This window comes from Nocardia sp. NPDC049149 (genome assembly GCF_043197455.1).
Taxonomy (GTDB): domain Bacteria; phylum Actinomycetota; class Actinomycetes; order Mycobacteriales; family Mycobacteriaceae; genus Nocardia.
Genome location: NZ_JBICTD010000002.1, coordinates 388,202 through 408,739, shown reverse-complemented (window position 1 = coordinate 408,739; position 20,538 = coordinate 388,202). Strand labels below are relative to the sequence as shown.

Here is a 20,538-nt window from a genome sequence, read left to right as displayed (position 1 = left end):
ACGTCCCGACTGACCGCAGCGCGCTCGACAACCAAACCTGGACAACTGATTTGATCATGGCACGTCGTACGGTCCCTTGTCGTGCACTTGGCACAACGAGGGGGAAATAATGCCCGCCCAGAAAAGCCCGGCCCATTCGCGGACCGGCACTGCATCATCGAAATCCATGGTGCCTCGCAAACCCGAATCGCGCACCCTCGGCACCGGAAAGCAGTGCTCCTGCGGCGTGTCTCGTAACGTGTGGCGAGCCAGGAAGAGACAACCGACAGCGAGGTGCCAGTGCAGACGTGGGTAGCGCCGGGGCGGGCCAACATCATCGGCGAGCACACCGACTACAACGACGGTTTCGTGTTGCCGATCGCGTTGCCGCTGGTGGTCGCGTGCGCGGCGACCCGACGCACAGACGGCATGGTGCGCGTGGTCTCGCGGCAGCGCAAGGACGAGACCGTGCTCGTCCCGGTGGCCGAGCTTGCCGCCGAGCGCGACCGGGTGCCCGGCTGGTCGCGGTACCCGCTCGGCGTTGTCGCCGAGTTCGTGCGGCGGGGCCATCCGATCGCGGGCGTCGATATCGCGCTCGACGGCGCCGTGCCGATCGGCGCCGGGCTGTCGTCCTCGGCGGCCCTGTCCTGTTCGGTGGCGATCGCACTGCGGGATCTGTTCGCGCCGGACGTCACCGATCGCGAGCTGATCGACCTGGCCAGGGCGGCGGAAAACGGCTATGTGGGCGCGCCGACCGGATTGCTGGACCAGTCGGCCTCGATCCTCTGCACGGCAGGGCACGCCCTGTTCCTCGACGTGCGCCGCTTCGCCGCCGCGGCCGCAACGGATGCCGTTGCCCACGAACAGATTCCGTTCGATCTCGAGCGATTCGGGTTGGCGCTGTTGGTGATCGACACCGGCCAACCGCACCAACTGGTCGACGGCGGGTACGCCGAGCGCCGCGCCCAATGTGAAGCTGCCGCCGTTGAACTCGGCGTGCCCGCGCTGCGCGATGTCGACACGGTGGCGGCGGTCGAGCGAATCGCCGACGCGGTGTTGCGTCGCCGGGCTCGACACGTCGTCACCGAGAACGCCCGCGTCCTCGAGGTTGCCGAGAAATTGCGATCGGGGGAGGATCCGCGCTCGATCGGACCGATCCTCACCGAGGGGCACGCCTCGCTGCGCGACGATTTCGAGGTATCCACCGCCGCGCTGGACACCGCCGTGGTCGCCGCGAACGAGGCCGGTGCGTACGGCGCGCGGATGGTCGGCGGCGGATTCGGCGGCAGCGCCATCGCACTCATCGAGCGCGCACAGACCGACGCCGTGGTGGACGCGGTGCGGAAGCGGTTCGCCCGCTCGGGCTTTGCCGAGCCGCGCACCTTCGTCGTCGCCCCGGCCGCAGGCGCGCACCGCGCCGACTGAGCGAGGCGTCCGGTTTTTGTGCCCGATTGTGGCCCGCCGGTGCGGCACAATCACGCAGAGTAGGTGTCGGCCGACACCATTCGGCCGGCGACGGGTGAGTCGCTTGCGCCATGCAGTACCCGTAGACGCACGATCTCGTACCACGAACGATCTCGCTCGACGCCCGGTTTCACCGCAAGGAGGGACACTGTGCCGCCAGCCGATTCATCTGTTCTGACGTCCGTGCTCGCCGAGCCGCCATCGACCTATCTCGAGGCGTCCGAGACGCTGCGGCTCGATGCGGCTCCGGTCGACTTCGCTCTGGTCGCCTTGTATTTCGTCTTCGTCATCGGCATAGGCCTTTTGGCCAGACAGCGCGTCTCGTCCAGCATCGACTTCTTCCTCTCCGGGCGATCGCTGCCCGCCTGGGTGACCGGCCTCGCCTTCATCTCCGCGAACCTCGGCGCCGTCGAGATCATGGGCATGTCGGCCAACGGCGCCCAGTACGGCTTCCCCACCTTCCATTACTTCTGGATCGGCGCGGTCCCGGCCATGCTGTTCCTCGGTGTGGTGATGATGCCGTTCTACTACGGCTCGAAGGTGCGCAGCGTGCCCGAGTTCATGCGCAGGCGCTTCGGCACCGGCGCCCATCTGGTGAATGCGCTGAGCTTCGCGATCGCGCAGGTGCTGATCGCGGGCGTCAACCTGTATCTGCTCGGCACCATCCTGAATGTGCTGCTCGGCTGGCCGCTGTGGCTGTCGGTGGTGATCGCCGCGGTGATCGTGCTCTCCTACATCACCCTCGGCGGCCTGTCGGCCGCGATCTACAACGAGGTGCTGCAGTTCTTCGTCATCGTCGCCGCGCTGTTGCCGCTCACGCTGGTCGGCCTGCACAAGGTCGGCGGCTGGGATGGGCTGCGGGACAAGGTGACCGCCTCGCCGGGCGGTGCGGCGCAGCTGGAGTCGTGGCCGGGCAACGCGCTCAGCGGATTCAGCAGCAACTTCCTCTCGGTGATCGGCATCGTCTTCGGTCTCGGGTTCGTGCTGTCGTTCGGCTACTGGACGACCAACTTCGTCGAGGTGCAGCGCGCACTGGCGACGCACTCGATTTCGGCCGCGCGGCGGACGCCGATCATCGGCGCCTACCCGAAGATGTTCATCCCCTTGATCGTGGTGATTCCCGGCATGATCAGCGCGGTGCTCGTCCCGCAGATGAGCGAGTACAAGGCGGCCAAGACGGCGAATCCGGACTTCAGCGGCGACACCACCTATAACCAGGCGTTGCTGTATCTGATGAAGGACGTGCTGCCGAACGGCCTGCTCGGCGTCGGTCTCGCCGGCCTGCTCGCGGCCTTCATGGCGGGTATGGCGGCCAACATCTCCGCGTTCAACACCGTGTTCAGCTACGACCTGTGGCAGCAGTACGTGCGCAAGGATCGCCCGGACGGCTACTACCTGAACATCGGCAGGCTGGCCACCGTCGGCGCGACGGTGGCGGCGATCTTCACCTCGTTCATCGCGTCGAGCTTCAGCAACATGATGGACTACCTGCAGACGCTGTTCAGCTTCTTCAACGCGCCGTTGTTCGCCACCTTCATCCTCGGCATGTTCTGGAAACGGATGACGCCGACCGCGGGCTGGATGGGTCTGGTCTGCGGAACCGGTTCGGCCATCGTGGTTTTCCTCCTGCACGAGACCAAGGTGTTCGAATTATCCGGCCAGGGCGCGAGTTTCGTGGCCGCAGGCGCCGCCTTCGTGGTGGACATCGTGGTCAGCGTGCTGGTCACCCAGGTGACCCAGCCGAAACCGGTCGCCGAGCTCGTCGGCCTCGTCTACTCGGAAACCCCGAAAGACGTGCGTACCGACCCCGAACAGGACTCGCTGCCCTGGTACCAGCGGCCGGTGCTGCTCGCGGGCATCGCCCTGGTCCTGGTCATTGCCCTCAACATCGTTGTCGGATAAGGAGCCGCAATGCTTTTCGACATCCGCACCATCGTCGGCGCCCTCCTCGGCAGCTACGGCGTCATCCTGATCGTCACCGGGCTGGTGCACGACACCGCCGCCGAGGAGGCCAAGACCGGCGGCATCAACGTCAACCTGTGGGCGGGCATCGGCATGGGGGTGGTCGCGCTGCTCTTCATCGCCTGGGTAGTGCTGCGCCCCATCGCCGTCCCTGAGAAGTCGCCTGCGGCGGAGCTCGAGGATGGCCCCGCCGCAGAATCCTGACTCCGCGACAACCGCACATCCGACGACCGTGCCGCGCAGTTCACTGCGCGGCACGGTCGTGCGTGACGGTCTTCACAAGGCGCGATCTGTGGGTATGGCGGCGGGAAATCCGGTTGTTGGAACAAGGTCACACGCCGTAGTGTCACTGCGGTTTTGACCCCTACAAGATCAGAAATGGAGTACAGACACGCCATGAAACCAGTGACTGAACGCGACATCAGGTCGTCGTTCATCAACTGTTCCAAGACCGAAGCCAAGAAGCTGCCGATGCCACGGGAGCTCGACGAGCGGCCATGGGACGATCTCGACTTTCTCGGGTGGAGCGATCCGTCGCTGCCCGGTCGGTGCTACCTGGTGGTCCCGAACGGTGACGACGAGCTCATCGGAGTGGCGATGCGCTACGAAACCGGTGGTTCGGGCCGAGCGCAGATGTGCTCGATCTGCCTGACCACGCACACCGGCCACGGTGTTTCGCTGCTGACCGCGGCCAAGGCGGGTCCGTCCGGGCGCAAGGGCAACACGATCGGCACCTACATGTGCACCGATCTGCTCTGTCCGCTCTACGCACGCGGCAAGAAGACTCCGGCGCTGGGCAACCGGTACCGGGAGAATCTGAATCCCGAGCAGAAGGTCGAACGGATGCTCGCCAATATGCAGGCGTTCATCGCCAGGCTGTACTGAGCTTACTCAGCACTGAGCCAGGACAGCCGTAACCAGAAATAGGTCCGCCTGGACCGCTACAGCGAAAATGGAGGTAGATGCTATGCGCCGACACTTGACACTCGGCTCGCCGGACCCGCACCCCGAGTTCTGCGGCAGCGCAACAACACTCGGGGTGCATGGGGTTCCTCTCCGGTCGAGACGGCCCGGCCGCGACGCCAGCCGGACCGCCTCATCCGGAGAGGAACTCCCACCCACTAAGCCGCGCGCAGCTTTGCGGTGACGCCGATCAGCACATCGATGACCACGAAGGCGAGCAGGCTCAGCCCGACCAGCGGGACGAACCAGCCGATCAGCGCGGCAACGAGCACCGCGGGCACCGCCAACCACAGCGGGGCCCTGCGCAATGCGCCGCGTCGTGGTGCTCGGCCCAACGCGAACCCGCGAGCGCCGCGCGTCGGACGCCTGCGCCACCACATGAGGTAGCCGCGCACGAGTACGGTGATCAGCCCGACCATGACCGCGAGCAGCAGTAATTGGTTGAGCAACCCGAACAGCAGACCCATGTGGAACTGGATGCCCCAGTTGGTGAACTTGGCCATCAGCGGCCAGTCGGCGTACGCCAACCGGTCGGTGACCGCGCCGCTGGTGCCGTCGACCGCGACCGCATCAACGGTGAAGGTGCCGGGCATCCGCCGTTCCTTCACCGCGAACGCCTGATTCGGCTTGGTCGGCATGGTGATCTCGGCGGCCTGGGCCACACCGTTGGCTCGAGCCACCTCGAAGACCTGGTCGACCTCGGCGATCCGGTCGGCCGGGTTCGCGGCCGGTGTCTGCGCGTGCCCGCCGTGGTGGTCACCGCCCGAATCATGAACGGGCGCAGCGGCTCCCGGCAGTGCCGTGGTGACCGCGGGGGTGGTCCAGCTGAGCTGCTTGCGCAGCTCGGTGATGTTCTCGCCCGCATAGGTGGACCAGGTCATGCCGGTTGCGGAAATCAACAGGATGATCGGGAGCACCCACATGCCGACCGATCCGTGCCAGTTCACCGCGCGGCCCCTGCCGTGCTGCGAACGATCCGGGGCGAACAGCCAGCGTGCCGAATTCCGGTTCCGGCGGGTGCGGACCCGGCGCCACCACAGGACGAGACCGGCCAGTGCGACGACCCACAGCCACGACGCGGCGAGCTCGCTGTACAGGCGGCCCGGCTCGCCGAGATGCAGATCGCGATGCAGGCGATCGATCCAGGTGCGCAGCGGCAGCGCACCTGAGCTGCCGTACACCACCGAATCACCCACCGGCTGCGCCGTATACGGGTTGACGAACACCGCGCGCCGTTCGGATTCGCCGAGGGACGGGTCGGCGAACAGCACCCGGGTGGTGTCCTCGGCGCCCGGCGCGGGCGCGACCGCGTTCAACGTCAGGTTCGGCTGTGTCGCGACCGCGGCGTTGACCTGCTCGGACAACGGCTTCGCCGGTCCGCTCGGCTCGACGTGGAGTAGGTCGCGGGACACGAGGGATTCGAGAGTCGGGGAGATCGCGTAGAGGGCGCCGGTCACCGCGGCGACAAGAATGAACGGCGCGACGAAAATGCCCGCATAGAAATGCAAACGCATCGCCAAGGCGTACAGCCCATTTCGGGCCGCTGGTTTGGATGTGCCTGCCGGGGTTTCCGATGCGGTCGGCTCGTCTTCGGGTAATTCGTCTTCGGGGGAAATAGTTGCTGTTGTACTCACGGTCATTCATTTCTGCGGGTCGGGAACCCGGTGCGGGGTGGCCGGGCGTCCTCGAGATGCGGGGCTGGATCGCGGTATCCGCTGGGCGGCAGCGCTTGCCGAGTGCGCGGCGACTTGTGCGTCGGCGATGCGACGGGGGAGCACGCCATTCGGGTGCGGTCTACTGAGACCAGTCCGATGACGTGCTGGGTATCGCTCGCCGCGCAGACGATGCGCACGCCGGTGCACGTTCGGCTACCGGGTGAGGGGTGAAATCAACTACCGACGGCGACGGGTGGCGCGCGAGTGCGCAGCGATTCGGTCGCGAAGAGCCGCAGGATGACGCGGTCGCGGTGGGTGGTGCGCAGCGGAGCGGGGTCCGCGAAGAGAGGTGGGGCGTTGCGAGCGGGCAACACTCGCGCGAGCACGGCGGTGCCTGCCCGATATGCGACTTCCACGCCGCGGATCAGCACGGCCGCGGCGAGCGCGGCGAGCACGTGCGCGAGGATCATGGCCGGACTCAGCTGAGCGTCGCCGTGATGCAGATGCCCCGAGCTGAATCCCATGGTGAGGTGGCCGAGCAGCTGCCCGGCGATGAGCGCGGTGACCAGTCCGACCGTGGTGTCGCGCAGCGGCGCGAGCCCGGCCACCAAGGCGCCGATCACCGCCGACGCGCTCGCCAGCAGGACGAGCGTCGTCCCGTCGGGTGCCACACCGCCGGACGCCCAGCCGTGTGCCGCAACGGAAATGGTTCCCGAGATCGCGCCCGCCGAACCACCGCGCAGCCGCGCGACGGCGCCGCGGTATCCCGCGACAGACCGGCCGAACTCGATACTCACGCGCTGATAGTAGCCGACGTATTACCGGCCACCGCCCGGCCGACCAATAGCAGACCAACAGCAAGGGAACCGTTTTTCGCGCCGATCACATGCCGATCACGGCGGCGGTCCCGCTGATTTCCGCACGCCGATTATCGAATCGTCGGTGCGCGAAATCAGCGGGCGTCGTGCCTCAGTTGGCGTCGATCTCCATCTCGATCAGCGGCTTGCGCAGCAGCTTGCCGGTCGCGTTGCGCGGCAACTCGTCGAGGAACACCACCTCGCGCGGCACCTTGTAGCGGGCCAGGTTCGCCTTGACGTAGTCCTTGATCTCCTGCGGGTCCCGCTTGGACTCCGGGGCCGGTACGACGAACGCCCGCAACCGCTTTCCGAACTCGCGGTCGTCGACGCCGATCACCGCGGCCTCGAAGATGTCGTCGCGGCCTGCGATCAGGTTCTCCACCTCGAGCGGGAAGACGTTCTCGCCACCGGAGACGATCATGTCGTCGTCGCGGCCGTCGATGTACAGCAGGCCTTCGGCGTCGAAGTGCCCGACGTCACCGCTGGACATCATGCCGTCGACGACCTCCTTGGTGCGGCCGTCGGTGTAGCCGGTGAACGCGAAGCCGTTGTCGACGAAGATGGTTCCGGTGACATTCGGCTCGGTGATCGGCTTGCGGTTCTCGTCGAGCAGCACGATCCGGATGCCGACCGGCGCCTTGCCCGCGGTGGTCGGCGCCTTGCGCAGGTCCTCCGGGGTGGCGACGGTCATCACGGCGCACTCGGTGGAGCCGTACAGGTTGTAGAGGCTGTCGCCGAAGTAGTCGAGGGTGCGGGTGACGACGTCCGGCGCGATCGCCGAACCCGCCGCGAAGATCACCTTGATGCTGCGCGGGTCGTACTTGGCGAGCACCGCGTCGTCCAGGTCGAGGATGCGCTGCAGCATGGTCGGCACCACCACCAGCGAATCAGCCTGGTACTTCACGATATTCGCCAGCGTCAGCTCCGGATCGAAGCGGCGCTGCTGGAAGATCACCCGGTTGCCGAGGGCAAGGCCGATGGTGAACTGCGAAAGCCCGGTGCCGTGGAAGATCGGCGCCGCCATGATCATGGTGCCGTTGTGCGGCAGCGGCACCCGGTCGACGAACTGGGCCGAGGCGAACGGGCTCACCCGGTCGCGCGGCGCGCCCTTCGGCGTTCCGGTGGTGCCGCTGGTCAGGATGACCATGCCGCCCGGCTTCGCGGGCGCGGGCAGCGCGGCGGTGGACTGACCTGCGCTCAGCGACTCGATGGTCGGAATCGAGGGGTCGGCGTTGTCCTTGGCGTCCACCCAGGTCAGCACCCGGGGGATCTCAGCAGGAATGGCGCTCATCAGGTCGAGGAACTCGCTGTCGTGCAGCACCGCCTTCACCTGCTCACGCGCGGCGACGTCGGCGAACTGCGGCTTCGCGAACCCGGTGTTCATCAGCACCGTGCGGATGCCGAGCTTGCCCGCGGCGAGCAGGCTCAGCACCATGCCGCGGTGATCGCGCGCCAGCACCGCGACCACGTCGCCGGGCTGCAGGCCCTGCGCGGCAAGGCCGCGGGCCAGGGCGTTCGACTGCTCGTTGAGCTGGCCGAAGGTCAACTCTCCCTGCTCGTCGACGATCGCACCCGCGTCGGGCCGCGTTTGCGCCGCGTGCATGACGACACCGGCGAACGGGCCGAACTTGAGCACGTTGAACGCCGATCGCGCGGCATGGTCGAGGCGGAGCGGATTGAACAGATGCCGCTTGACCATGACGTTCACGCCGAGGGCGAGAACGCCCGCTTTGCGAGCCGTGCCACTCAGCGCGGGGAAGGAGACAACCATTCGACAACAACCTTCCGGCGGTCGCACCCGGGGAGCCGGGTGGTGCGGACCGCTACTTCGGGATCCAGTGCTGTTGGCAACAATAGCAAGCATCTGTAACCCGATGTGTCATGTATCTCAACGTCCGCTACCGATGGGTAACCAGCGGGTGCCAACCGACCATTTCAGGCGCTGATCCCCGTCTCGACAAGCCCGCGCAGCGACCGCAGATCTCGGACCAGCCCACGACGCAGCAGCCAGCCGGGCAGCAGGACGACAACGCGGTCGCTGCCCTGCGGATCCAGCCGCGTCTCCAGCCGGACGGTGCAGCAACCTGGACCCGCAGGGGTGACTGTTCGAGACCCCGTCGCCGGGACACCACTGGTGGTACGCCAGCGAAAACTCGTGCCCGGTTCGACAGCGATCACCTCGCCGTCATTGCGGTAGGTGCGCCCGGCGAATCGCAGTACCTCCGCGGTGCGGGTGCCGGTGGCGACCAGGCCGGCCGGCGTCGGGTTCATGGTGTCGACACCCCGGCGCCACCGTGGATCGTTGCCGTAGTCCGCCAACAGCGCCCACACCTCGTCGGCCGGACGTTCGATGGTGGCCTCGGCGAGTAGCTGTGTCTCGGTCATCGGTTCGCCTCGAGCGCGGCGAGCATCGCGGGGGTGTCGATGTAGGCCTGAAAGCCGACGACCCGGCCCGACCGCAGCTGCCAGATGTGGACTGCCTCGACATCGAAGGCCGTGCCCTGCTTGGTCGTGCCGACCGTGCGCCCCACCTGCACGATGGCGTCTCCGGCGACGAACATGCGTTCCGGCACGACCTTGCTGTCGATGTGCGCGAGCAGGGTCGAGAAGAACTCGACCGCGCCCGGATGTCCGCGGTGGTGTCCGCCCCACGGCAGCTGCGCCGTCTGGCGGATCTCGATATCGGGATCGAACACGCGATTGATCACGGTGAAGTCGCGCGCTTCGAACGCGTCTGCACCCTCGCCTTCGTCGACGTGACGATGACGAGAGTGCAACTGCGCGAACAACTTCAGGCCACGCTGGACGGGGTGCTGCTGAACAGCAGGATCCGCAGGGTTTCCTGACGGTCAGGCCGGGACGTCGTATTCGACCAGCACGCGCCGCAGCAGCTTGCCGGTCGGGTTGCGCGGCAGGTCGTCGAGGAAGATCACCTCGCGCGGCACCTTGTAGCGGGCCAGGTTGTTCTTGACGAAGGCCTTGATCTCCTCGCCGTCGGGCTGGTGGCCGGGTTCGGGCACCACGAACGCGCGCAGGCGCTTGCCGAACTCGGCATCGTCGACCCCGACCACCGCCGCGTCGTAGATGTCCTCGCGCTCCAGCAGCAGGTTCTCCACCTCCTGCGGGAAGACGTTCTCGCCGCCGGAGACGATCATGTCGTCGTCGCGGCCGTCCACCATCAGCAGACCGTGCTCGTCGAAGTGGCCGACATCGCCGCTGGACATGTAGCCGTCGATGATCTGCTTGTGCCGTCCGTCGGTGTAACCCTCGAACGGGGTGCCGCTGCGGATGAAGATGCGCGCGGTGGTGCCGGTCGCGGTCACCTGCTTGTCGTTGTCGTCGTAAAGCCGCACCTCACAGGTGATCGGCGCGCGCCCGACGGTGCCGGGGGCCAGCGCAAGATCCTTCGGCCCGGCGACGGTGGCGACGGAACATTCGGTCGAGCCGTAGAGGTTGTGCAGGACCGGTCCGAACACCTGGGTGGCCTTGACGCAGAGCTCAGGGGACAGCGCGGAGCCCGCGAGCAGGATGCACTTCAGCGAGGAGGTGTCGTACTTGGCGCGGATATCCGGATCCAGCTCGGTCATCCGGTGCAGCATGGTCGGGACCGCCACCAGCATCTCCGCCTTGTGCTCGGCGATCATCTGCAGCGTCGCCTCGGCGTCGAATCGCCTGCGCACCACCACCTTGTTGCCCATGGCCATGCCGACGAGCCAGGTGCCGAAGCCAGTGCTGTGGAAGATCGGCGAGACGATCACCTGAGCACCCTTGCTCGGGAACGGGATTCGGTCCAGGAACTGCGCGGTGGCCAACGGCGACACCTTGACCCTGGTGGCGCCCTTCGGTAGGCCGGTGGTGCCGCTGGTGAGGATGATGAAGCCGCCGGGCTTGCTCGGCGGCGCCAGCTCGTCGGTGCTGTTCGCGGCGACAAGATCATCGAGAGTCGTTGCCCCCGAAGGCAATTCGACATCGTCGTCGACCCAGGTGAGATAACGGGGCAAGTCGTCGGGCAGTGCGTCGAGCAGGCCGAGGAATTCGCTGTCATGCAGCATCGCTTTGACGTTCTCGCGCTGGCAGACCTCGGCGAACTGCGGCTTGGCGAAGCCGGTGTTCATCAGCGCGACCCGCACGCCGAGTTTGCTCGCGGCGACCATCGCGAGGATCAAGCCGCGGTGATCGCGGGCGAGCACGCCGACGACGGTGCCCTCGGTGATTCCGGCTGCCTGCAGTCCGCGCGCGATCGCGGTCGACTGCTTGTCCAGCTCGCCGTAGGTCAGTTCGCCGCGCTCGTCAGCGAGCCCGGGGGAGTTGGGTGCAATGCGAGCGGAATGCCGGATCAGCGTGGCCTGCGGGCCGTAGATCTGCGATTCCTTCATCGTGCGAAGGGTTTCCAGTGGCTTGCGCGGGTCGGATACCCCGCGAGATCGAAGCACTCCGAGCGCCTTGACAGCCTCTAGCGCGTGCGCCACCTTCATGTCGAACACCTCCACCAGGAACTCGCTTCGGCACTGCGACCAAGCGATATCGAACGGCACTTCTGGGAGCACAACGGTAGCAGCGCAGTGTCCAGGATCACACAACGGCGATATTCTCTTCGCACGCCGCGACCGCCGCACTGCTCGTCGATGGCGGGCGCGCGACGATGATTCGTGCGCGCCGGGCCGATCGGCATTTGACACGGCCGCGCCGACGGCGTTCGATACCGGTAGGGGGTAGTCGAACACCAGAATGGAGGCTGAATCAATGGAGATCTTCAGGCTTGTTCGCTCGACTTCGGTACCGGCCGACTGCGACTGCGGTCCGAGCTGTCAGTGCGGTTGCCAGTCCGGTGAGCCGTGCACCTGCTGCGGCGGACACAGCTAGCCGCAGTTCGTTGCCGATCGGGTCAGCGTCGTGCGCTGGCCAGCGCGATCAGTAGCGGCACCACCCGGCCCGCGGGCACTTCGAAACGCCCGCGGCCGGCGGTGTGTAGCCAGCCGACAGCGGCCAGCTGCCGTAGATGGTGATAGACCTGGCCCGAGGTGCCGACACCCTCGAGGCCGACGAGTTCGGCCGCGGTCCTGCGGCCGCCCATGATCTCCCGCAGTAGCCGCAGCCGCACCGGATTGCCTAGTGCGGCAAGGCATTCCGCCGTCTCGAACCAGTCGTCCTCGATGAGGTCGCCGGTCGTGAAGCTGGCCTGCCAGCCGTAGTGTTCGTCGGTGGGCAGCCGCACCGAGCCGGCGAACAGCACGCCGCCGTTCGGCTCGTCGTCCGCGACGAACTCATCCTGCAGGCGGGTCACCGCCCACCGGTCGCCGGTCTGCGCCGTCGACTCTTTCCCGTTTCCGTTCGCGTCGGCCGCGATATCGCTGAGCCGCCGTTCGAGTTCCGCAACCCGCTCTTCCAGACTCACGCCCCAAAAGCTACGGAACTACGTAATTCCGGACAAGAGGGCAATCGGCTGTCTGCCGATGTCACAACGGCCCCCGAAGCCGGGGGCCGTTGTGGCGGTTGGTCAGTTGTAGACGGCGCCGAACGAGGGTTGCGAGATCGTGCCGCGCTGGTACTGGAAGCCGTCCGGGTTCGCGTCGCTCACCGGAACCGACCAGCGGTGCCACAGGCTGCCGTAGACGGCGGCGACGATGAGGCCGCCGCCGGTGTCGAGCGGGCGAGTCCGGATTGTGGTGTCTACCGGAATGTCTTGATGCTCGAAGAGCACTTCGGTGCCGCTGCGGCCGTTGGACAGATTGATCCACAGCACTTCGAGTTTGGCGCCTGCTTGATTGGGGGCAATGGTGCCGGGTCCGCCGAAGAATCCGAAACGGAATCCGTCGACGCCGAGGGCGATGCCGGAGCCGTAGACGCCGGGCCCGTCGCCGCGGCCGATATCGGACTGGGCCGGAATCTGGAACGGTTGTGCGGGCAGGGCCACCAGGGCGGCCTGGTTCAGCTGGCCGGAGGCCATCAGGCGGTCTACCGCCTGCTCAGCCGCGGGATTTCCGGCGGCTGCCGTGCGTAGCTGCTGCACAGCGGCAGCCCAATCGACGGTGGCGGGGTCGGCGCCTGCATTTCCGGCGAATACGCCCGCTACGACCGCCGATGCGGCGAAGACGGTGGCGAGGCGATGCGTCAAACTCGGTCGTTCCATAACCTGATCTCCTTGCGGTAGGTCTCTGGTACAGCTCGAGAGAATTCGATCCTCAATTTGTCGGTGGACAAATGCGGGGTGTTACGAGTGCCCGCGATTGCCGACGCTGTCCACTATCCCGGTTGGGTGTGTCTGTGCGTCGCTGCACACGCCATGAAGCGGCCAGTCGGGTCGGATGAAAGTGTGCCAAGAACTGGAATGTTCCTGTTGGAACGTTCGTATTGGAACGTTCCAAAAAGTGAAATAGATGTATTCGCTGGAGATTGCAAGCGCGGACGAAAGTTGTTGGTGGGTCAGGGTATTGTGAGCGCACTTCCTTCCGAGGGGCGATGGACACGGTCCAAACATCGCGCCCAGGAAGGAGGTGGTGGGGAATGGCCAAACACCGTCGGAAAAAGTGGGAGGCCCCGGTCGACTACGGCATGCACTTGACAGTCGCTGCCGTTGTCGCCGGGGCGCTCGTACTGGTCCGCTGGTTGCGGGCTAAGTAACCCATCAGGTGGGGCGTCGCCACCAACGGCGTCCCACCGCCCAGCATCACTCGCGTGACCACCCAATAGTACGTGACATCGACCGCCGAAGGTACCCAACCCGCACAGAACCGGAGCCCGTAGCGAGTCTCGGCTTCCCGACGGCGTGCAGCTCGCATCGGGTCCGTGCGGTGCCAGGTGCTGGGCTGATGCCCGCACCGCTGTCGTGCGTTGTGCGGTGGCACAAGGCTTTCCGTGACTGTCGGTCACGCGAATTCCTGCGTCGACGCTGAATCGACCTCACACTTAACGCTTCTCAAGCCCTCCTTAGATCACTAGGAGATCACGGCCGACGACTCTATGGTTGCTCGTGAATTGATCGAGGCGAATTCCGGTGGTTATCGAAGACGGGGAAGCGTGCGCACTGTGCTGGCCCGGTTCACTTCTGCGGCTGCGTTTTTCGTCGATCAATAAGTACCTGATGAAGTGACAACGGAATGGATTTGAATATGCGTGTGTTCGGACGGCGGCGCTATCTCGCTGCCGCCCTGGTGGTCGGCTCCGCCGTTGCGATCGGCTGGACGACGGCCATCAGCCCGGTAATCGCCGCCCCGAGGTCCGATGGGCTCGACGATGCGATCGAAACCACGATTACGGAGAAGCGCGAACTCGGTGTCACCGAAGCGGACGCCGCACCGGTCGTCGAGCGGTTGCGTAGCGACGGCGACTGGGTGTTCGGCGGGGCGACCGTTCCGTTGGACGAAGAGGAACCGTCGGAAGAGGAGAAGCAGCCGGACGACGAGGTACCGGAGGACCATGCGGAGCCGGGCAAGGAGCAGCCGGGTGACCAGCAGCCTGGCGACACGGAAGCACCTGATGGCGAAGACTTGCCTGGCGACGAGGAAGCGCCGGACAGCGAGGATGCCCCCGACGGCGAAGAAGCGCCGACCGACGAGGACTCGGGTGACGAGTGGTCCGACGACGACTGGTCCAGCGACGGAGATTGGTTGCGCGGCAAGGGGACTCCGGGCGGCAAGGCCCTGTCGCGGGGTGAGAAGACCGAAAAGACGCCACACGGCAAAGAATCGCCGGTGTCGACCCTGTACGTGGCAAAGCGCATCGGCGGCAAGAAGTGGCAGGTCGCGCTGCAAGGCACCGAAGAGTTCCGTGGCCTGGTTCAGCAGGCGCCCGAATCGGTGGTGAGCAGGGGCGAGAAGGAAACTCTCACCGCGCCGCCCGCACCGACTCGTCAGGCAGGCAGCGGGCTTTCGCTGCCGTGGAAGCAGGGCGAAGCCTGGTTCATGGGCGGCGGCCCGCACGGCAATTCCGGTAGCAGCAGGCCGTTCAACTCGGTGGACTTCAACGGCGGCGACGGCCGAGTGCTGTCGGCAGGCGCGGGTCGGGTCTACAAGACCTGCGTGCGCAACGGCAGCGCCGAAGTGAAGGTGGTGCATCCCAACGGCTACACCACCTCGTACTACCACATGACGAACCTGATCAACGTCAAGGACGGCACCGAGATCGCGGCAGGAACGTACCTCGGCCACATCGGCACGCAGCTGCCCTGCGGCGGCAGCGCGAGCGGTGCGCACGTCCACATGGCGCTGTTCAAGGGCAGCGTGCAGGTGCCGGTGAACGGAGTCAACATCGGCGGCTGGACCTTCCGGGAAGGCGGCAACCCCTACGGTGGTTACGCCGAACGCAACGGTCAGCGCGTCGGCGTCGGCGGTCGCCTGGTCAACCACGGCAGCGGCGACGCCCCCAACCCCGACCCGGGACCGAAGCCGGACCCGAAACCGGATCCCAAGCCAACGCCGAAGCCGGACCCGAAACCGACGCCGAAGCCGGATCCCAAGCCGGACCCGAAGCCCACGCCCAAGCCGGACCCGAAACCGGACCCGACCCTGGCCAGCGGTACCGTCCGCCCCCATCCCGACCGGCGCCGCGGTGTCAATCTTCGCTCCGGACCGAGCCGCCAGACCTCGATCGTCGGCCAGGTCCGTGACGGCGACACCGTCAAGATCGTGTGCACTGTGCGCGGCGAATGGGTCCGCGGCTGGGGTTCGACCCCCGTCTGGAACAAGCTCGACAACGGCAAGTGGATCAGCGACGCCTACCTCGACACCGGCTCCGACGACCCGGTAGCCCCCAACTGCCCCCGATAGCTTCAGCGGTAGTCAACGACGACAACCGAAACCAGAGAACCGGTGCGACGCCCAAGCGGCTCGCACCGGTTTTCATTTGCGCCCTTGACCATTTCAGCTGAAACGCAAACCGGTGCATCGAATCGACCGATGTTGCCTGCGTGCTACTGCGGTCGTGGGCGGCGTGCTTGGAACTGTGGCCGATGCGCGGAGAGCTCGTTGGCGATGCTCAGCAGCGCCAGGATCTCGGCGACCTTCAGCTGATGGTCGATGCTGAGGTCGGCGTCCCTACCGCCAGGCCAAGCAACGTGCCCCAGGCGTGTGTACGCGGCGTCCCAGAGGTTCTTCTCACGACCCTCGGTCATCACCGAACTCCCGTCACCGATTGGTCTTTCGAGGATAAGTCGCGTGTCCGTCCGGCGACGCGCAAAGAGAAATCCGGTGCGAGTCAAGAACTGGACTCACACCGGATTTCTCTTGGGGGACTTGCTACTTCAGCTCGGCGCTGGTCTTGCCGAGCACCCGGCGGGCCACGATGAGCTGCTGGATCTGCTGGGTGCCTTCGAAGATGTCGAGGATCTTCGAGTCGCGGCCCCACTTTTCGAGCAGGGTGCGCTGGGAGTAGCCGATGGCGCCTGCGAGTTCGACGGCCTTGAGGGAGACGTCGGTGCCGGTGCGGCCGGCCTTCGCCTTGGACATGGAGGCCTCGAGCGAGTTCGGCTTCTTGTTGTCGGCCATCCACGCGGCGCGCAGCGACAACAGGTAGGCGGACTCGTAATCGGCTTCCATGCGCAGGAATTCGGCGGCCGCGGCGTGCTGGTTGTTCGGCGGGATGTCGTAGGAGATCTCGACACCGGCGTCGGTCAGGATGGCACGCAGCTCCTCGAGTGCGGCGCGGGCAACGCCGACCGCCATCGCGGCAACGAGGGGCCGGGTGTTGTCGAAGGTCTGCATGACCCCGGCAAAACCCTTCTCCACGTTGACTTCCGGGCTGCCGAGGATGTTGTCCTTCGGAATCCGGCAGTCCTGCAGCAGCAGCACGGCGGTATCGGAGGCCTTGATGCCGAGCTTGTGCTCGAGCCGCGCCACCGAAAGACCGGGAGCGTCACGCGGCACGACGAACGACTTGATCGCCGCGCGGCCGAGGCTCTTGTCGACCGACGCCCACACCACGATGTGGGTGGACCGCTGGCCTGCGGTCACGAAGATCTTCTCGCCGTTGAGAACCCACTCGTCGCCGTCGAGCACGGCGGTGGTGGTGACGGCGGCCGAGTCGGAACCGAACGACGGCTCGGTGATCGCCATCGAGGCCCACACCTTGCCGAACCGCTTCAGCTGCTCGTCGGTGGCGACGGCCGCGATGGCCGCGTTGCCGAGACCCTGGTAGGGGATCGAGAGCATCAGGCCGACGTCGCCCCAGGAGGTCTCGAGGGCATTCAGCAGCGCGGACATGTTGCCGCCGTTGGTGTTTCCGAGCAGTTCGGTGGCGTGTGCGTCGGACTCGCTGTCGTCTTCACGACCGCCTGCCGCACCGCCGATCTTTTGGGTGCCGGAGTCGGCGAGCCCTTCGACCATGGCGGCCATGGTGTCCAGCTCGACGGGGTATTCGTGCTCGGCGAGGTCGTACTTGCGCGAGATCGGACGGAAGATCTCGGTGGCGACCTGGTGGGCCTGGTTGGCGCTGGCCCGCAGCTTCTTGGGGAGTTCGAGGTTGATCATGGTGGAGGTCTCCTGAAGTAAGGAACGGGCCGACTAGATGAGCACGACACCTTCGGCGACGCCGATGGCCCGCAGATCGCGGTACCAGCGCTCGACCGGGTGTTCCTTGGTGAAGCCGTGGCCGCCGAGCAGCTGCACGCCGTCGAGGCCGATCTGCATGCCCTTGTCCGTGGCCAGCTTGCGGGCCAGCGACGCCTCACGGGCGAAGGAGAGGCCCTGCTCCGCGCGCGAGGCGCCACGCAGGGTGACCAGCCGCAGGCCGTCGAGCTCGATCGCGATGTTGGCGACCATGAAGGCGACCGCCTGGCGGTGGGAGATCGGCTCGCCGAACGCTTCCCGCTCGTTCACGTACGGAATCACGTAGTCCAGCACCGACTGTCCGGTGCCGACCGCCAGCGAGGCCCACCCGAGCCTGGCCAGACGCACCGCGTCGGCGTAGTCCTCGGCGCGCTGCTTGCTGTCGCCGTCGCCGAGGATCGCGTCGGTGCCGACGGCGACGTTGTCCAGCAGCAGGCGGCCGAGGCCTGCGGCCCGCAGACCCATGCTCGGGTCGGCCTCGACCACCAGGCCGGGTGCGTCCGACGGGACGATGAAAAGCGCTGGGCGGCCGTCGAGTTCGGCGGCGATCAGGAACAGCTCGGCGTCCGCGGCGGCGGGCACCAGGCTCTTGACGCCGGAGATCCGGTAGCCGCTCGGCGAGCGAACGGCCTTGGTCTGCAACGCGAACGGGTCGAACAGGGCGCGCGGCTCGCTGATCACCACGGAGGCCTGCGGCACGTTCTCGCCGGTGAAGGCGGGCAGGTAGGTCTTCTGCTGTGCGTCGGTGCCCCACTGGGACAGCGCGACCGCGACACCGCTCGGTGCGAGGATCGGCAGCGCCAGACCCATGTCGCCGTGCGCGAGCGCCTCGGCAACGAGGGAATTGGTGACCGCACCGCGCTCGGAGGCCGCGCCTTCGAGCTCTTCGGGGACGTTGATCAGGGTGATGCCGAGCTCGGCGGCGCGCTCGAGCAGGTCGCGCGGCGCTTTGGCCGCGGCGTCGGCGTCGTAGGCAGCCGGGCGCAGGATCTCGGCGGCGAATTCCTTCACCGTCTCGACGATCATCTGCTGCTCGTCGGTGGGGGTGAGGTCGAAGAAGTCCTTGGTCTTGGCCTCGTTGGGGGCGAGCCGCTTCGGCTGGCCGTTGCCGGTGACCTTGGCGAAGGCGCGGGTGGCCGCGCCGAGCGTGCGGAAGCCGGTCTTGGTGCCCTCGTAGGTGACGCGCTCGATCGGCTTGCGCAGGTTGTACTTCTCGGCGAGTTCCGACCCGGTGAGGGTCGTCATCACCCGCATCGCCGCGCCCATCCAGTCCCGTTTGGGGTGGTTCAGGCCGACCGCGGACGTGTCTGGACGTCGCTTCGTTGCGCTGTCTCGAGTGCTCATCATCACCTGTTTTCTCGGGTGGGTGGGGTGAGGTCTTGTCCCAGCTATCTTACTCCTGAGTAAGACTATCTTACTGCAGAGTAAGAACCGCGTCGAGCTGCCGCTGATGTCGCCCTCACCGCCGTTTTTGTGCCAGGCTGTGCCCGTGCCAATTGTTGCGGCGATCTTTGCCGTTGTCCTCGCAGTATGTACAACCCGATACGGATATCACCGGGATGAGCTGTATTTTCTGGCCGCGGGCAGGCACCTCGACTGGGGGTACCCGGATCAACCGCCGCTCACGCCGCTGCTTGCCAAGCTGATGAGCGCAATCGATCCCGATTCGTTATTCCTGCTGCGGCTCCCCGCGCTGGTCGCGGCCACCGTCGTCGTGGTCTGTGCGGGGCTGATGGCGCGCGAGTTCGGCGGCGGGCGCGCGGCGCAGGCGCTGGCGGCCGCCACGGTGGCGAGTGCCGCGATGGTCATGGGGATGGGCCACATGCTGAGCACCGCCGTAGTGGAGCTGGCTGTGTGGTCGGTGGTGTCGCTGCTTGTCTTGACGTTGGTGCGGCAGATGGGCGCTGTTGATCCGCCTAGCGAAGCTGTCGATGCCGCCCCGGCTGATGCTGCATCCGGAGAGCGGCAAGCAAGCCATGAGACGGCGTGGTTGAGCGGTCCGCGGTGGTGGGTGCTGATCGGGGTGGTGGTCGGCGTCGGCCTGCAGAACAAGCTGCTGCTGATCTTCCTGGTGCTCGCGCTACTGATCGGCCTGCTGCTGCTCGGTCCGCGGAAGCTGTTCGCCACCAAATACTTTCCGATCGCCGTCGGGACAGCGGCACTGATCTGGGCGCCGAATCTGGTGTGGCAGGCACGCAACGGCTGGCCGCAGTGGGAGATGAGCCAGGAGATCGCGGGTGGATCCTCCGGCACCTCGGATTCGCCGATCATGTTCGTGCTCTTGCAATTCGGGCTGATGGGCGCAGTGCTGGTGCCGCTGTGGGCGTTCGGACTGTGGCGGCTGGCGCGTGATCTACGCTATCGAGCCTTCGCGGCGGCCTATGTGCTGCTGTTCGTGGTCTTCCTCGTCACCGGCGGCAAGGCCTACTACCTCGGGGCGATGTATCCGATACTGCTTGCCGCCGGCTCGGTTCCGCTGGCGACCTGGTTGGGTCAGCGACGAATTCGCTGGGCGGCAGTGAGTTTCGTGGTTGCGGTGAACGCGGTCGTCGGTGCGCTGCTGTTCCTGCCGATCCTGCCGGTCTCGACCATGAAGGACTCTCCGGTCCTCGCGGTCAACTACGACGCGGGCGAAACGATCGGCTGGCCGGACTTCGTCCGTCAGATCGGGGATGTGCGCGCTCGACTCGGCGCGAATGTCGCTGTCCTCACTGCCAACTACGGCGAGGCCGGGGCGATCGAACGGTTCGGTGCACCCTTCGACTTGCCGAAACCCCAGTCCGGCCACAACGCGTACTGGTGGTGGGGTCCGCCGAGCGACACCGTCACCGAGTACCTCACCGTCGGCATGGACCGCGACTATCTGGCTCGTTTCTTCACCGACATCCAGCCCGCAGGTCACCTCGACAACGGGCTCGATCTCGACAACGACGAACAGGGCGAACCTCTCTTCGTCTGCCGCAACCCGCGCGGCCCATGGTCGGAGCTCTGGCCGCAGGCCAAACACCTCGGCTGATCCACCAGTGGCACACCACTGAGAGGTCTTCTCGCGATTTGCCGCAGCCATGTGCCACTCGTGGGCCTGAATTGCGGGGAAGGCCCCGCAGAGTGACGAAA

General features: G+C 66.4%; 17 protein-coding genes. 6 read left to right on the top strand and 11 right to left on the bottom strand.

Going from position 1 to position 20,538, the window contains the following annotated elements; translation table 11 throughout:
• The first annotated feature begins 273 nt into the window (after nucleotides 1-273).
• The 4 genes from galK (at nucleotide 274) to ACGFNJ_RS07595 (ending at nucleotide 4,290) form a co-directional block, all read left to right on the top strand.
• The gene (gene galK / locus ACGFNJ_RS07610; protein WP_393444574.1) at nucleotides 274-1,404 is read left to right on the top strand and encodes a galactokinase; all 1,131 of its coding nucleotides are present in this window, start codon (nucleotides 274-276) and stop codon (nucleotides 1,402-1,404) included.
• A gap of 222 nt (nucleotides 1,405-1,626) precedes the next feature.
• The gene (locus tag ACGFNJ_RS07605; RefSeq protein WP_393445886.1) at nucleotides 1,627-3,345 is read left to right on the top strand and encodes a sodium:solute symporter family protein; all 1,719 of its coding nucleotides are present in this window, start codon (nucleotides 1,627-1,629) and stop codon (nucleotides 3,343-3,345) included.
• Between the two features lie 9 nt (nucleotides 3,346-3,354).
• On the top strand, nucleotides 3,355-3,609 hold the full coding sequence (locus ACGFNJ_RS07600) for a hypothetical protein (RefSeq protein ID WP_393444572.1): 255 nt from the start codon (nucleotides 3,355-3,357) through the stop codon (nucleotides 3,607-3,609).
• A gap of 192 nt (nucleotides 3,610-3,801) precedes the next feature.
• Nucleotides 3,802-4,290: an FBP domain-containing protein gene (locus ACGFNJ_RS07595; RefSeq protein ID WP_393444570.1), complete on the top strand. Its 489-nt coding sequence runs from the start codon at nucleotides 3,802-3,804 to the stop codon at nucleotides 4,288-4,290.
• 236 nt (nucleotides 4,291-4,526) lie between these two features.
• On the opposite strand, the gene ACGFNJ_RS07590 is transcribed toward ACGFNJ_RS07595, so the two are convergent.
• The 8 genes from ACGFNJ_RS07590 to ACGFNJ_RS07555 all read right to left on the bottom strand — a co-directional run bounded on the left by ACGFNJ_RS07590 (nucleotide 4,527) and on the right by ACGFNJ_RS07555 (nucleotide 13,010).
• The gene (locus tag ACGFNJ_RS07590) at nucleotides 4,527-6,002 is read right to left on the bottom strand and encodes a PepSY-associated TM helix domain-containing protein (protein ID WP_393444568.1); all 1,476 of its coding nucleotides are present in this window, start codon (nucleotides 6,000-6,002) and stop codon (nucleotides 4,527-4,529) included.
• Between the two features lie 254 nt (nucleotides 6,003-6,256).
• Nucleotides 6,257-6,820: a hypothetical protein gene (locus ACGFNJ_RS07585; RefSeq protein WP_393444566.1), complete on the bottom strand. Its 564-nt coding sequence runs from the start codon at nucleotides 6,818-6,820 to the stop codon at nucleotides 6,257-6,259.
• Between the two features lie 172 nt (nucleotides 6,821-6,992).
• Entirely contained in the window at nucleotides 6,993-8,651 is a 1,659-nt protein-coding gene (locus tag ACGFNJ_RS07580) for an acyl-CoA synthetase (RefSeq protein WP_393444564.1), read from the bottom strand.
• A 164-nt stretch (nucleotides 8,652-8,815) separates the two neighbouring features.
• A complete protein-coding gene (locus ACGFNJ_RS07575; RefSeq protein WP_393444562.1) occupies nucleotides 8,816-9,265 on the bottom strand; it encodes an SRPBCC family protein in 450 nt (149 codons plus the stop codon).
• Nucleotides 9,262-9,657, bottom strand: a complete 396-nt coding sequence (locus ACGFNJ_RS07570; RefSeq protein ID WP_393444559.1) for a nuclear transport factor 2 family protein — start codon at nucleotides 9,655-9,657, stop codon at nucleotides 9,262-9,264. Before ACGFNJ_RS07570 ends, ACGFNJ_RS07575 begins: the two co-directional genes overlap by 4 nt.
• 72 nt (nucleotides 9,658-9,729) lie before the next feature.
• Entirely contained in the window at nucleotides 9,730-11,355 is a 1,626-nt protein-coding gene (locus ACGFNJ_RS07565; RefSeq protein WP_393444557.1) for an acyl-CoA synthetase, read from the bottom strand.
• Between the two features lie 410 nt (nucleotides 11,356-11,765).
• Complete coding sequence (locus ACGFNJ_RS07560; protein ID WP_069163456.1) at nucleotides 11,766-12,275, bottom strand: helix-turn-helix transcriptional regulator; 510 nt, start codon at nucleotides 12,273-12,275, stop codon at nucleotides 11,766-11,768.
• Nucleotides 12,276-12,377: 102 nt separating this feature from the next.
• Nucleotides 12,378-13,010 (bottom strand): hypothetical protein, encoded by a 633-nt coding sequence (locus tag ACGFNJ_RS07555; RefSeq protein ID WP_393444555.1) that lies wholly within the window; start codon nucleotides 13,008-13,010, stop codon nucleotides 12,378-12,380.
• Nucleotides 13,011-13,989: 979 nt separating this feature from the next.
• On the opposite strand from ACGFNJ_RS07555, the gene ACGFNJ_RS07550 reads away from it, so the two are divergent.
• Entirely contained in the window at nucleotides 13,990-15,645 is a 1,656-nt protein-coding gene (locus tag ACGFNJ_RS07550; protein WP_393444553.1) for a peptidoglycan DD-metalloendopeptidase family protein, read from the top strand.
• Between the two features lie 143 nt (nucleotides 15,646-15,788).
• On the opposite strand, the gene ACGFNJ_RS07545 is transcribed toward ACGFNJ_RS07550, so the two are convergent.
• The 3 genes from ACGFNJ_RS07545 to ACGFNJ_RS07535 form a co-directional block, all read right to left on the bottom strand.
• Nucleotides 15,789-15,989, bottom strand: coding sequence for a hypothetical protein (locus tag ACGFNJ_RS07545; protein ID WP_393444551.1), 201 nt, complete (start codon nucleotides 15,987-15,989; stop codon nucleotides 15,789-15,791).
• 124 nt (nucleotides 15,990-16,113) lie between these two features.
• Nucleotides 16,114-17,343 (bottom strand): acyl-CoA dehydrogenase family protein, encoded by a 1,230-nt coding sequence (locus tag ACGFNJ_RS07540; RefSeq protein WP_393444548.1) that lies wholly within the window; start codon nucleotides 17,341-17,343, stop codon nucleotides 16,114-16,116.
• 33 nt (nucleotides 17,344-17,376) lie between these two features.
• Nucleotides 17,377-18,771, bottom strand: coding sequence for an acyl-CoA dehydrogenase family protein (locus tag ACGFNJ_RS07535; protein ID WP_393444546.1), 1,395 nt, complete (start codon nucleotides 18,769-18,771; stop codon nucleotides 17,377-17,379).
• Between the two features lie 139 nt (nucleotides 18,772-18,910).
• On the opposite strand from ACGFNJ_RS07535, the gene ACGFNJ_RS07530 reads away from it, so the two are divergent.
• On the top strand, nucleotides 18,911-20,437 hold the full coding sequence (locus ACGFNJ_RS07530; RefSeq protein WP_393444544.1) for a glycosyltransferase family 39 protein: 1,527 nt from the start codon (nucleotides 18,911-18,913) through the stop codon (nucleotides 20,435-20,437).
• Nucleotides 20,438-20,538 lie beyond the last annotated feature (101 nt).

Coding starts and splice junctions, on each gene's coding strand:
- ACGFNJ_RS07550 (WP_393444553.1), top strand. CDS start 13,990: ATGCGTGTGTTCGGACGGCGGCGCTATCTCGCTGCCGCCCTGGTGGTC.
- ACGFNJ_RS07565 (WP_393444557.1), bottom strand. CDS start 11,355: ATGAAGGTGGCGCACGCGCTAGAGGCTGTCAAGGCGCTCGGAGTGCTT.
- ACGFNJ_RS07545 (WP_393444551.1), bottom strand. CDS start 15,989: ATGACCGAGGGTCGTGAGAAGAACCTCTGGGACGCCGCGTACACACGC.
- ACGFNJ_RS07600 (WP_393444572.1), top strand. CDS start 3,355: ATGCTTTTCGACATCCGCACCATCGTCGGCGCCCTCCTCGGCAGCTAC.
- ACGFNJ_RS07595 (WP_393444570.1), top strand. CDS start 3,802: ATGAAACCAGTGACTGAACGCGACATCAGGTCGTCGTTCATCAACTGT.
- ACGFNJ_RS07580 (WP_393444564.1), bottom strand. CDS start 8,651: ATGGTTGTCTCCTTCCCCGCGCTGAGTGGCACGGCTCGCAAAGCGGGC.
- ACGFNJ_RS07540 (WP_393444548.1), bottom strand. CDS start 17,343: ATGATCAACCTCGAACTCCCCAAGAAGCTGCGGGCCAGCGCCAACCAG.
- ACGFNJ_RS07575 (WP_393444562.1), bottom strand. CDS start 9,265: ATGACCGAGACACAGCTACTCGCCGAGGCCACCATCGAACGTCCGGCC.
- ACGFNJ_RS07555 (WP_393444555.1), bottom strand. CDS start 13,010: ATGGAACGACCGAGTTTGACGCATCGCCTCGCCACCGTCTTCGCCGCA.